The 12,829-nt window shown below is 61.6% G+C and carries 11 protein-coding genes and 1 tRNA gene; 4 read left to right on the plus strand and 8 right to left on the minus strand.

The window, feature by feature from the left end; genetic code table 11:
- Positions 1–13 precede the first annotated feature (13 nt).
- The gene (locus CCE89_RS01115; protein WP_086436206.1) at positions 14–607 is read left to right on the plus strand and encodes an FMN-dependent NADH-azoreductase; all 594 of its coding nucleotides are present in this window, start codon (positions 14–16) and stop codon (positions 605–607) included.
- A gap of 54 nt (positions 608–661) precedes the next feature.
- Here CCE89_RS01115 and CCE89_RS01120 read toward each other — a convergent pair whose 3' ends face one another.
- The 4 genes from CCE89_RS01120 to CCE89_RS01135 form a co-directional block, all read right to left on the minus strand.
- Positions 662–1,993, minus strand: a complete 1,332-nt coding sequence (locus tag CCE89_RS01120) for an MFS transporter (RefSeq protein WP_159456558.1) — start codon at positions 1,991–1,993, stop codon at positions 662–664.
- A gap of 124 nt (positions 1,994–2,117) precedes the next feature.
- Positions 2,118–4,181, minus strand: coding sequence for an NAD(+) synthase (locus CCE89_RS01125; protein ID WP_086436928.1), 2,064 nt, complete (start codon positions 4,179–4,181; stop codon positions 2,118–2,120).
- Between the two features lie 299 nt (positions 4,182–4,480).
- Positions 4,481–5,482, minus strand: a complete 1,002-nt coding sequence (locus CCE89_RS01130; RefSeq protein ID WP_086436208.1) for a sensor histidine kinase — start codon at positions 5,480–5,482, stop codon at positions 4,481–4,483.
- A 127-nt stretch (positions 5,483–5,609) separates the two neighbouring features.
- Complete coding sequence (locus tag CCE89_RS01135) at positions 5,610–6,611, minus strand: DNA topoisomerase IB (protein WP_086436209.1); 1,002 nt, start codon at positions 6,609–6,611, stop codon at positions 5,610–5,612.
- 107 nt (positions 6,612–6,718) lie between these two features.
- Here CCE89_RS01135 and yghU point away from each other — a divergent pair, with 107 nt between their 5' ends.
- The 3 genes from yghU to CCE89_RS01150 all read left to right on the plus strand — a co-directional run bounded on the left by yghU (position 6,719) and on the right by CCE89_RS01150 (position 9,138).
- Positions 6,719–7,570: a glutathione-dependent disulfide-bond oxidoreductase gene (gene yghU, locus CCE89_RS01140; RefSeq protein WP_086436210.1), complete on the plus strand. Its 852-nt coding sequence runs from the start codon at positions 6,719–6,721 to the stop codon at positions 7,568–7,570.
- Between the two features lie 65 nt (positions 7,571–7,635).
- Entirely contained in the window at positions 7,636–9,015 is a 1,380-nt protein-coding gene (locus tag CCE89_RS01145) for an MFS transporter (RefSeq protein WP_086436211.1), read from the plus strand.
- A gap of 48 nt (positions 9,016–9,063) precedes the next feature.
- Positions 9,064–9,138: transfer RNA gene (locus CCE89_RS01150), tRNA-Gln, on the plus strand.
- Positions 9,139–9,307: 169 nt separating this feature from the next.
- On the opposite strand, the gene CCE89_RS01155 is transcribed toward CCE89_RS01150, so the two are convergent.
- From CCE89_RS01155 to egtD, 4 genes are all read right to left on the minus strand, one after another.
- Positions 9,308–10,072, minus strand: coding sequence for an SDR family NAD(P)-dependent oxidoreductase (locus CCE89_RS01155; protein ID WP_086436212.1), 765 nt, complete (start codon positions 10,070–10,072; stop codon positions 9,308–9,310).
- Positions 10,073–10,154: 82 nt separating this feature from the next.
- Entirely contained in the window at positions 10,155–10,826 is a 672-nt protein-coding gene (locus CCE89_RS01160) for a retropepsin-like aspartic protease family protein (protein ID WP_086436929.1), read from the minus strand.
- Between the two features lie 50 nt (positions 10,827–10,876).
- Positions 10,877–11,827 carry an NAD(P)/FAD-dependent oxidoreductase gene (locus CCE89_RS01165; protein ID WP_143255928.1) on the minus strand — a complete coding sequence of 317 codons (951 nt, stop codon included), beginning with the start codon at positions 11,825–11,827 and terminating at the stop codon, positions 10,877–10,879.
- 15 nt (positions 11,828–11,842) lie between these two features.
- Complete coding sequence (egtD, locus tag CCE89_RS01170) at positions 11,843–12,829, minus strand: L-histidine N(alpha)-methyltransferase (RefSeq protein ID WP_086436214.1); 987 nt, start codon at positions 12,827–12,829, stop codon at positions 11,843–11,845.

Genomic DNA, 12,829 nt, shown 5'->3' on the forward strand with positions numbered 1-12,829 from the left:
AAGGAGAACAACAATGTCCACCATCCTTCATATTACCGCCAGCATCCGCGACGGCGAATCCGTCTCGCGCTCACTCAGTTCGAAGCTTGTCGACGGACTGCGCGAAAAGTCGGGCGCAGATGTCATCACCCGCGACCTGTCGAAGAACGACCTGCCGTACATGGACGCGGACCGCTTCGCGGCGAACCTTGCACCCTATGCGGAACGCGACGATGACCAGCATGAACTCGCAAAGATCGCGGACACGCTGATCGACGAACTCAAGCAGGCCGACACGATCGTGATCGGCACCCCGATCTACAATTTCACCATGCCGTCCACGCTCAAGGCATGGGCCGATCTGGTTGCCCGTGCAGGGACCACTTTCAAATATACCGAGACCGGGCCGCAAGGTCTTATGACCGGCAAGAAAGCCTATATCGCCATCGCCTCGGGCGGAACGCCGGTCGGCAGCGAGATCGACTTCCTGACTCCGTGGCTGAAGTTCTTCCTCGGCTTCCTCGGCATCACCGATGTCGAATTGGTCGCCGCTGACGGCATCATGGGCGAAGGCGGTGAAGAGAAGATCGCCGAAGCGCACGAACAGGTCGAGCGCATGGCCGCCTGACGAGCCCTTCTAAGTGATATTGGAGTCCCGGAGAGTCATGGCTCTCCGGGATTTTTATTGTGGTCGTGCCTGCACCGAAGCGAGCTTCGCAGACATCTTCTTGCTCCGCGGAAACTTGACGACGAGCATGGTGATGATCGCGCCAAGATGGACTGCGAAGACGATCAGGAACGTCGTCGGAATGCCGCCCCATCCTTCGCTGACGGCCAGGACCCAGGCCCCTATCGTGGTCCCGAGATTGCTCACCGCCATGTAGATCGCGAATTGCGTCGCCGCGACACGCGGATCGCTCAAGCGCATCGAGATCGGTATTCCGACAACTCTCAACAAGGTGTCGAGAATGGTCCATGCATAGACGAACCGCATGAAGTGATTGGCCGAGCTCCAGTTCTCCACGGTGAACCACATCCATGCGCACAGGATCAGATAGCCACTGAAAGTGAGGATCATCGACTTCTTGGCCCCCAGGATCTTTCCGCCCCAACCTCCGATGGTGAGCCCAACGATTCCTGCAACGAGCTGGGCCGTACCGACGAGGCGCGTAATCTCCTCCTCGTTCCAGCCGACCTCTCCTGTACCGATGAGCGGAGTGGTACCCGTAAAAATTCCGTAGTGGAGCCCCTGTGCCAGCAGCACGGGCGCCCAGAGCAGGCTTATCGGGCGCAACAACGCGCCCAGCGTGTTGCGCAGAATTGGCCACCATGCTCCGAGATAGGCCTCGACATTCCGGGGATGGCCGGTGCCCGCAGTCCACGGCAGCAGCTTCTCGTTTTCACGCTCGCGAATGAACAGGATAAAAACCGTGATCAGCCCGACGAAGGAAGCCGCAAGCAGATAGGCAGCCATCGGCCCCATGCGTGCAATCGCCATACCGGTAAGCGCGGTGGCCATCGCCATACCGATCGTCTGGCCGCCGAACATCATCCCGCCAGCCTGCGCCTGTTCGTCTTCCTCCATGATATCGACAGCGAGTCCGTCCACTGCAACATCCTGGAATGTCGTCGCCAGGTTTACGCTGAAACCGATGATACCGAGTACCAACACCTGGTCAACCTGCGGCTGGACCAGCGCGGCCATGATCAGCAATCCGATCATCACGATCTGCGCCCCGGCAATCCACGGCCTTCTCCGCCCCATCGGCAGGAAGGCATAGCGGTCCATGATGAAGCCGTTGACGAACTTGAGCGTCCACGGAAGCGTGGTCAGGCCGAGCACATAGCCGATATCGACGACATCAGCGCCATTGGCTGCCATCCAGGCAGGAATGGCGAACCAGAACAGTCCGATCGGGACGCCCTGCCCGATGTAAAGAATGAAAACGGTGAGCAGCCGCAGCGACCGGCTTCGTTCCAGAACCAGGCCCGATTGCCCAATCGTGCTTGCCATCAGAGTCCCCCATCGGATGCCGGAATAATCCAGCATGAGGCGACCCTTCTTCGATCAAGCTACAGCAATGGGCACCGGCAGCAAGGGGATCACCCTGAATCGCCAAACCTGCGTCCCCGATTGATTAGACGCTTGGCGGCAGGCCTTCCTTCAAGTCCTTCAGCCAGGCGTCCGCAACGGCATCGCTGGGTGCGCGCCAGTCGCCGCGCGGACTCAATGCACCGCCCGCCGATACCTTGGGTCCGTTGGGAATCGCGCTGCGCTTGAACTGGCTGAAGGCGAAGAAGCGCTTGATGAACTTCTCCAGCCATTCGGCAATGGTGGCGAGATCATATTCGTTCTTCTTCGCATCCGGAAAACCAGCGGGCCACTGGCCCGACGCGGCATCTTTCCACGCATGCCAGGCGAGGAATGCAATCTTGCTGGGTCGCTGGCCCCAGCGGATCGTGTGTTGAAGGAAGAAGTCGTTGAGCTCGTAAGGACCGATGATGCTCTCGGTGCTCTGGATCGCGCCGCCCGCATCTGCGGGAACCAGTTCGGGCGAAATCTCCGTATCGAGGATCGACAGCAACACTTCGTCGGTCGCGTGATCGAACTGCTCGGTGCCGACCGCCCAGCGGATGAGATACTGGATCAGTGTCTTGGGCACGCCGGAGTTCACCGCGTAATGGCTCATCTGGTCGCCCACGCCATAGGTGCACCAGCCGAGCGCCAATTCGCTCAGGTCGCCCGTCCCGATGACGAAGCCGGAGTGATGACCGGCAAGGCGGAAGAGATAATCGGTGCGCAGCCCCGCCTGCACATTCTCGAAGGTCACGTCATGCACCGGCTCGCCATCGGCAAAGGGGTGATCCATGTCTTCCAGCATGCGGTTGGCCGCCGGACGTATGTCGATTTCCTCGGCGGTGATACCGACCGCCTCTATCAGCTTCCACGCGTTCGACTTGGTGTGATCGGAGGTGCCGAAGCCCGGCATGGTATAGCCGCGGATCATGCTGCGCGGCAGGTCGAGCCGGTCGCAGCACTTGGCCGCCACGATCAACGCATGGGTGGAATCGAGGCCACCAGAGATGCCGATGACCATCGACTTCGCCTTGGTCGCCTCCAGACGCCGCATCAACCCGTCGACCTGGATATTGAAGGCCTCGTAGCAATCCTCGTCCAGCTTGTGCTGGCGGCCCGGCACGAAGGGGAACCGGCGGATGGGGCGGATCAAGCCGCGTGGGTTTTCGTGGTCGGCCAGCGCAAACTCGACCGTGCGGAACCAATCCTCCGGCCGACCTGCCGCCTCCGCCGCGTCGTTGAAGGTCTGCATGCGCTGACGCTCGGACAATATTCGCTCGCAATCCACGTCGACGATGGAAAGCTCGGCGTCGAGGCTGAAGCGCTCGCTTTCCGCCATCAGATCGCCCAGTTCGTAGGTCATGCCCTGCCCGTCCCAGGCGAGGTCGGTCGTGCTCTCGCCATGACCGCTGGCGGAATAGACATAGGCGCAGACGGCGCGCGATGATTGCGCGCGGGCGAGCAGGTGCCGCTCGTCCGACTTGCCAATTGTGATGTTGGAGGCCGAGAGGTTGGCGATCACCGTCGCCCCGGCGAGCGCGCCCATCGTGGATGGCGGCGTCGGCGCCCAGTAATCCTCGCAAATCTCCACGAACAGTTTGAAGTTCGGAAGATTCTCCGCAGCAAAGATCAGGTCCGTGCCAAAGGGAACCTCGCTCCCCGCAACCATGATGGTCTTGCCGACGATTTCGCGCCCATGCGCAAACCAGCGCTTCTCGTAATACTCGCGGTAGTTTGGCAGGAAGCTCTTGGGAATGACGCCCAGCAGAGCGCCTTTAGCCACCACCAGCGCGCAGTTGTAGATCCGTCCGTTGTGGCGCAGCGGCGCGCCGATCAGCAGGACCGGCGCGAGTTCGGCGCTGGCGGTGACGACATAGCTCACGCCCTTCTCCACCGCATCGAGCAGCGCATGCTGGAGGTGCAGATCGTCGATCGCATAGGATGACACGCACAGCTCCGGATAGACCACCAGATCGACGCCCGCGTCATGCGCGCGGCGCGCTTCCGCCACGATCCCTTCGACATTGTAGTCGATGTCGGCCGTGCGGACCTTTGGGGTCGAGGTCGCGACCCGGACCATGCCGTGTTGGCGAAGATCGTAGAAGGGGTGAGACTTTCCGCTCATTCGTGGTGCCTTTCGCGGCGATATTTCGTCTTCAGATGAGGATTGAGCTGGCGCAGGTTCGAGCCAGTCGCCCGGCTCGCATACGCCCATTCCTGCGAGGGTTTTCTGCACCTTGGCCCGCGCGATCTTGCCACGCCGCTCCCACCCATAGACGGTGCGGCTGGGCCAAGGATCGCCATAGCGCGCGCCGAACTCTTCCGCCGAAAGCGGAGGATCATGCGCTTCGCGCCACTGCCTGATCTTGATTCCGGCGAGGTGCATGGCCCGCGAAGTATCTTAAAAGGATACCTAAGGCAACACTACTCCTCCGAAGCCAGCTCCACACGATATCCGCGCGCCCGCACCGCCCGGCTGTGTTGAGCGCGAGCCTGCCCCGCGAATGCATCCATGAGGCTCGTCCCCAGGCCAGTTGAATTGCCCTTCAGCGACGCAGCACCAAGTCCATCATCTTCGATCGAAAGCACCCATCGATCTTCGAAAACGCTGAAAGAAACCGCGATCGTGCCCGGCCCACCCTCCGGGAAGGCGTATTTCGCGCAATTGGCTAAAGCCTCGTTGAGATAGAGACCGATCGCCACAGCCACCTCCCTGGGGAGGTGAATGTCCTCGATCTCGCGATGGAGTGTAACCGAGTTGCTCAGCGCCGCCCGCTCGATCCGGTCGAGCAGAAGCTCGAGATAGGGCTTCATCGCCACCTCGGTCCCCTCCTCCTGTTCCATCGCAAGATGGGAATAGGCGTCTGCAAAGGTGCGCACCCGATTCACCGCATCATCCAGCGGGGCGATAAGTTCGGGATGAGAAATCTGGCGTTTCTGGATTTCGAGCAGGCTGGCAACGAGCGAGAAATTGTTCTTCGTGCGGTGCTCCATCTCGTTGAGCAGGGTGAGACGGCGGTCGGCGGCAGCTCGTATTTCCTCCATGCTCCGGCTGGCAGCTTCGCGGAATGCCTCCGCAAAGAAAAGCAGGATGAGCGCGGCGAAGCCGTTTATCACGACGCGCAGGGGGTCGGTCGGGTCTTCGAAGGTGAAGGAATAGGGCGCCCGCAGGACGAAATACCACGCCCAGGCAAATGACAGGATGAAGGATGTGAGCCCTGCCCGCCAATGACCATACAGCGTAGCGAGAAGGACGGTGGGATAGACCAGCGCAAAAGGTCCTGAGACCGGCGCCCATACGTCGAGCACCGACCTTAAACCGACCATTGCCGCCGCACAGAAAACACCAAACCCGATCTGCGCTGCGATTTTCCCGGGACGGGTAAGAAACTGGCGACTGACGTCGAATTGAGCAAGCCGTTGCATAAGTGCGACCCTATGTGAACCAAGGGCACATTCACCAATGCGAGGCCCCGATCGGTAGTTCAAGATTCCATCAGGAATGCGCTGGCAGTTTCTTACGCTAAGTCTTTGGTTCGGTCGAATTTATTCGTCAGGCGGCCAGAATCTGCTCTGCCGTCGGAGCGTCTTCGAGAAACTTGAGAAGAGCCCGTTCGATGCGAGATTGATGCTTGGTGACGCGCGGGAGAGCCAGTTGCTCTCGCCAGGCATCCTGCCGCTCGACCAGATCGATAACCGCTGGGTGAATATAGCTTTTGCGCGTGACCGCAGGCGTATTGCCAAGCTTGGTAGCAACACAGTCGAGCAGGTCGCCAATCGTCATCCGCTGCTCTGCCTGGACAAGGCAATCGAGCGCCATCGCGCTGGCATGCCAGGTGCGGAAGTTCTTGGCAGAAAACTCCTCGCCCATGACTTCGTGAAGGTAGTCGTTCACATCGGAAGAGCCGATCGCGCGCGTTTCGCCCTCTTGATCCTCGTACTGGAACAGGTGCTGGCCGGGCAGGTCCTGCATCCGCCGCACCACTCGCGCGAGCGCATGGTCGCTAAGTTCGACCTCGCGCTGCTTTCCGCCCTTGCCTTTGTAGCGCAGGCGCAGGGTATCGCCTTCCAGCTCGGCATGGCGCGCGCGCAGGGTCGTCGCGCCGAAGCTTCCATTCTCGCGCGTGTAGCCCTCACTCCCGATCCGCAGCGCACCGAGATCGAGCAAGCGGATTATCGCCGCGACCGACTGACGCTGAGTCATTCTGCGTTCGGCGAGGTCTGTCTCGACGCGTGCGCGCAGGACCGGCAGCAGCTTTCCGAACTCGAATGCGCGATCGAATTTCTCGCTCTCCTGCATCCGGCGAAAATCGGGATGGTAACGATACTGCTTGCGTCCGCGCGCGTCATAGCCCGTCGCGAGTAGGTGGCCGTTGGGTTTGATGCAGAACCACGCATCGACATAGGCTGGCGGCAGGGCAATCGCGTTGAGGCGTCGCTTCTCCGCACGATCTCCGATCAGCTGGCCGTCGGGATAGTAATAGGCAAAGCCCCTTCCCGCTCCGCGCCGGGTAATCCCCGGCTTGCTGTCATCGGCATAGATCAACTTCGTCATCGCAAAGGCTAAATGCGCGGGGGGCTAACAGGTTTCCGCCTTGCGCGCGTAACCGTGATCGGCCACCTCTCGAACAGAGCAGAGAACAGTCACAAGGGAACCGAGCAATGGCAGACACCTATACCCCGCCCAAGGTCTGGACCTATGACAAGGAAAGCGGCGGCCGCTTCGCCGGTATAAACCGCCCGACCGCCGGCGCGCGCGAAGAAAAGGAGCTGCCGGTCGGGGAGCATCCCTTCCAGCTCTATTCGCTCGGCACGCCCAACGGGGTGAAGGTGACGATCATGCTCGAGGAACTGCTCGAGCTCGGCCATAGCGGCGCGGAATATGACGCCTGGCTGATCAACATCAGCGAAGGCCAGCAATTCACCAGCGGTTTTGTCGACATCAATCCCAACTCGAAAATCCCTGCGCTGGTCGACCGCAGCGGTGACAAGCCTTTCCGCATCTTCGAATCTGGTGCGATCCTGATCCACCTCGCGGAGAAGTTCGGCGAGTTTCTGCCCACCGATCCCGCCGAGCGCGCAGAAACCCTCAGCTGGGTCGCCTGGCAGATCGGCACCGGCCCCTTCATCGGCGGCGGCTTCGGCCATTTCTATGCCTATGCGCCGGAGAAGTGGGAGTATCCGATCAACCGCTATGCGATGGAGGCGAAGCGGATTTTCGACGTTGCGGACAAGCGCCTTGCAGAAACGCGTTTCCTGGCCGGTGACGAATACACCATCGCCGACATGATGAACTGGCCGTGGCTTGCCCCGTTCACCACCGGACACATCTACAACGATGCCAAGGAATTCCTCTCGATCGACGAGTACAAGAATGTCGGGCGCTGGGCGCAGGAGATCTTCGCGCGGCCCGGCGTGCAGCGTGGGCGGATCGTCAACAAGACCTGGGGTGATGAGGAAACCCAGCTCAAGGAACGCCATTCGGCAAAGGATTTCGAGGGCAAGAAGCTGTAGCCGGTCGAGGAAGCTCTTGACGCCGCTGCCTCGCTCCCGTTTTCTCCGGTCAAGAGGAGAACGGCTTGGCCAGCGCGGCAAATGAACGGATCAAGCTGAAGGAGAAGCTCGGCTACGGCGTGGCCGACCTGGCTTCCGGGCTTTACCTCAATTTCTTCAGCTTCTTCCTGCTGTATTTCTTCGTTGATCTTGGCGGCTTGGCTCCCGCTGCCATCGGGCTGATGCTGCTTCTCACCAAGCTGGTGGATGCAATCACCGATCCCATGATGGGAGCCATTTCGGACCGTACCCGCACCCGTTGGGGCCGGTATCGGCCCTATCTCCTGTGGGGAGCGATCCCGTTTGGCCTGCTGGGAACGCTGGTGTTTGCCGCGCCCGAGATGAGCAATGGAGCGACGCTCGCCTGGGCCTACGTTACATACTCGCTCGCCATGCTGGCGTACACGGTCGTCAATGTGCCCTATGGCGGGTTGCTCGGCGTCATTTCACCCAACGCCACCCAACGCGCGAGCGTCGCGGCGTATCGCATGGTCTTTTCGGCCACCTCCGGCATCCTCATTGGCATTCTCGGCACGACGATGGTCCGCGAGCTGGGTGGCGGCGACGAGGCGCGCGGTATCTTCCTCACCATGAGCTGCATCGCCGCGCTATCGGTCTTCTGCTTCCTGACCGCTTTCGCCACGACGAAGGAGCGTATTCCGCCCGCGGTAGAGAACGGCTCGATCAAGGGAGACCTGGCGGTCCTCATCCGTACGGGCCCATGGCTCGCGACTGCGGCAGCCGCCATCCTGGGCGTGACCGCGATCGCTTCGCGCGCGGGTAGCGCCTTGTTCTTTTTCAAATATGTGGCCGGCGATGACGGTACGCCCGTATTCCTGTTTCTGGACCGTACTGCGCTGTTCTTCACGGCGCTCGCGCTGGGTCAGGTGAGCGGTGTCGTCCTCGGCAATTTCCTCCAGCGCAGTATCGACAAGTCGCATCTGATCATTGCCGCCGGCACTCTCAAGGTGTCAGCAATCATGCTGTTCTATTTTCTCCCGCTCGATGCCGTCTGGCCGCAGACGATCGTCCAGTATTTCGTCGGCGTGGGCTTCGGCGTCCTCATGGTGATCGCCTATGCGATGTTCACCGACATTGCCGAATATGTCGATTGGCGCAGCAAGCTGCAGATGACGGGCTTGGTCATCGCGGCCTCCGTATTCGCAATCAAGACCGGCGTTGCCTTCGGGGCGGCCATTCCCGGTTTTGCCATGCAATGGACAGGCTTCGTTCCCGGCGAGAGTCAGGGCGAAGCCGCGCTTTGGGGAATCAATCTCGCCTTTGCCTTGATACCGGCTGCAGCGCTGGTCCCCGGCGCGGTCGCCATGCTGTTTTACCGCATCGACCGCCGCCTGTTGGCAAGGATCGAGAGCGATCTTGCAGCGCGCCGTGCATTACCCTCCTGAAGCCCCCTTCACATTGCGCAGCGAGCCGCTATAGAGCGCCACCATTGCTGGGGTGTAGCCAAGCGGTAAGGCACCGGTTTTTGGTACCGGCATGCGCAGGTTCGAATCCTGCCACCCCAGCCATATTGTCTCGTGAACCGGCATCCGCCGGTCCGTCCTCCCGGCGATTCCTTCACTTCGCTACGCTTCGTTACGGGCCGGTCCGGGCGCGCAGTCGCGCTTGCGGCCCTTCGGGCCGATAGCCTGCTATTTATGGATCGGTAGCCCTTGGACCCCGATGGGCCGCGCCAAATCAGACAGTGCCCGCCACGCAGAGGTTCTGGCCTGTGACCCACTCGCCCGAATCGCCGACGAGGTAGAGCACGCAAGCGGCGATATCCTGCGGCGTACCCAGGCGACCGGCGGGCAGATTGAGCTGTTCGAGCAGCGGCCCGAAATCCTCGTCCTTCATGTCGAGCGCCTTCTTCACCGTGTCGGTCGGCACGAAACCCGGCAGAATCGCGTTCACGCGGATTTTTTTCGGACCGAGCTCTAGCGCGAGCGTCTTGGTCAGCATGTTCACACCTGACTTTGCCGCGCTGTAATGGCCGCTACCCGGGAAGGGATCGCGCCCCGCCATGGACGACGTGTTCACGATCGAACCGCCCTCCTTCATGTGCTTCGCTGCGGCGCGCACACCCCAGAATACCGAGGTGAGATTTACGGCAAGGGTCTTTTCCCACTCCGCCGGATCAAGCTCGGTTATCGGCGCGGAGACGAGCGAGCCGCCCGCATTGTTGATCCAGATATCGAGCCGGCCGAACTCGTCGACCGCCCGCTGGGCGAGCGCCTCCATATCCTCCTCGCGCGAGACATCGGTCGCCTGGGCTATCGCGCGTCCGCCCGTGTTGGCTGCATTGATCGCCTCGGCGGTCTGTTCGATCTGGTCGGTAGAGCGCGCCGCGCAGACCACATCTGCGCCCGCTTCCGCAAGCAGCTTTGCAATACCCTCGCCGATGCCGCGCCCGGCACCCGTAACCACTGCCACTTTTCCGCTCAGGTCGAACAATTCGTGCATCCGGCTTCTCCCTCTTTTCGGGAAAAGCTAAGCAAGCGGACTTGCCCGGTCCACTAGCCCAATTGACGGTGCGCTTTTCGGACTAGCGGACTTCGAGCGGTTCCTGAGGATTGTTGGGCACGAGGATCATCGTGTTGTCCTCCACCCGCCATGACTTGAGCCGCGATAGGAGGTTCATCCCGATCACGTTGGTGCTGCCGAAGCTGGGAGATGTCACGACATCCAGTCCGCGCGCCGCCACATTGCCGAAGCGGATTTCATTCGCTGTCGCAATCTGCGCCGCGACCGGACCGTTGGCGGTGCCGATCTGGACGGGAAGCCCGCCACGGCGCGGTTCAAGCCCTGCCGCCTCGGCAACATCGCTCGAAACCGCGGTCAAAGTCGCGCCGGTATCGACGAGGAAATTCGCGGGCACGCCGTTTATCTCGACGCGGAGCCAGAAATGCCCGTCAGGCTGGAGCGGGATGCGCGTCTCGCCACCCTCCACCACCTGCTCTGGCAGGCCGAGCTGCGGCACGGCAATGTCGAACCGCGGATCGAAGCGGGAAAGTTGCAGCACCACCGTGACCAGCACCCCGACCAGCACAAGCGTGCTGCCGGTACGAATGAAACGACCGAGCGGCGCTCCTCGCCGGATCATGACCGAACCGATCCACCCCGCCAGCAGCGCGGCCAGTGCGATAATCAGCAGGTCGTTACGCGGGATCGCGCCGATCCCTGCGGCAAGATTATTCCAGATGTTCTGGATCGACATGCTGAGGATATAGGGAGTGTGCCCCTGCGGGTCCATGAACGGCCTGACGATTATTCGCTGGCTTGGCCCAGGATAGCGTGGGCGAGCGCGCCTCCGGAGAGATACGCACCCTCGACGCGGGGCGAATGAAGATAATCCCCGCAGATACCGATGCCTTGCTCCGCATCCCAATGACACGCCGCGCCGCCGCGCTCGACCTGCGGCCTTGCATAAAGCCAGCGATGCTCAGCGAGGTGGACCGGCCAGACCGGATCGATGCCGGTTTGCGAGAAGAAGTCCTCGAGCAGCAGTTTGGCAACTTCATCGCGCGGCCGGTCGAGCAATTCTCGCGTGCGTGCCGGCGATGCGTGGATCACCCAGTTTTCCTCGCCGGTGCGACCCGGCTTGGAGGAATTGCGCGCAGCCCATGCGACGGCATGGTTCTCGCTGCGCAGGCAGTCAGGCAGGTCAAGCGGTTTGGCGAAACTCGCCATCACCGCCCAGCATGGTTCGGACACCACGGTTCGGGCATGTTCTGCAAGCCCGGGGGCGGCTGCTGCAAGCAATTCGGCGGCCTGTTCTGCGGGCACGGCGCAGACGATGCCATCGCAGGCAAAGGTGGCGCCCTCGCCCTCGATCAGCCAGCCGTCACCATCCCTACGGATACGCTCGACCCGCGCGCCCCAATTCACGGTCAGGGCATCGGCCATCGCGCGGATCGGTGCGTTCATGGCCGGCGTGCCGACCCAGGCCTCGTCGCCCGCAGCAGGCCAGCGAGCGACCACGCCATCACTTTCCCACAGCGCGACCTGTTCCCGGAAATCCGGATCGCGCGCGGTGAAATATTGCGCACCGTGATCGAAGCGAGTGGTCTCACCCGAAACATCCGCGCGCCGGGCCGACATGCGTCCGCCCGGCCCGCGCCCCTTGTCAAACAGCGTGACCGAATACCCGGCTCGTACAAGCTCGCTCGCGCAGGCGAGACCGGCCATGCCCGCTCCGATAATTGCGATTGTCTGCATATCTCTCTGGCAGCCTTAGGGCGCGCCGCGCGGGACGGTCGCATCGGCAAGAATAAGCGAGAAGCGATCCTCGCTATCGAGCCAGCGCTGGACCGGCGTCCACCCTCCGGCGAGCAGCAAAGTATAGGAAGTCCGGCGGTCGAACTTGTGGCTGTTCTCGGTGTGGATCGATTCACCCTCATTCATCTCGAAGGTGTTGCCAGAAACGGTGAAGGAGAGTTCTCCGGACGCGACGAGGTGCATCTCGATGCGCGCATAGTCATCGACCCAGCGGGCCTCGTGAGCAAATTTCTCGAGCGGAATATCGCCGTCGAGCTCGCGATTGATCCGCCGCAAGAGGTTGAGATTGAACTCTGCCGTTACGCCCGCCGCATCGTCATAGGCGGCGCGCAAAACGTCTGCATCCTTGATGAGGTCCATGCCAATCAGCAGCTTTGACCCTTCGCCCAAAGTCTCGCGCATGGTGCGCAGCAGGTCGACCGATGTTCGCGCGACCATGTTCCCGATGGTCGAGCCGGGAAAAAAGCCCAGCTTTGGCATCTCCGCGACTTCCTGCGGCAGTTCGACCCGGCGCATGAAATCGGCCTCGACCGGATAGACCGGAAGGCCAGGAAACTTGGCCGAAAGCTGCTCAGCCGAAGCGCGCAGGAAATCACCCGCAATATCGAGCGGGACATAGGCCGCAGGCTCGATCGACGACAGCAACAGCGGAGTCTTGACCGAGCTGCCGGAGCCGAACTCGACGACCGCCCGGCCCGGGCCGATCTTGTCGGCAAACTCGCTGCCGCGCTCGGTCAGAATCTCCGTCTCTGCCCGCGTCGGGTAATATTCGGGGATCTGCGTAATATCCTCGAACAGCTGCGAGCCCGCATCATCGTAAAGCCAGCGCGCCGGGATCGCTTTTTGATCCTGCGCAAGACCGGACAGCACATCGGCGCGGAATGCGAGGTCCACACCGTCATCATCCCGGTCGACCAAGGCCATGCCCTTGTTTGTATTCAT

This window comes from Altererythrobacter xiamenensis (genome assembly GCF_900177715.1).
Taxonomy (GTDB): Bacteria; Pseudomonadota; Alphaproteobacteria; order Sphingomonadales; family Sphingomonadaceae; genus Erythrobacter; species Erythrobacter xiamenensis.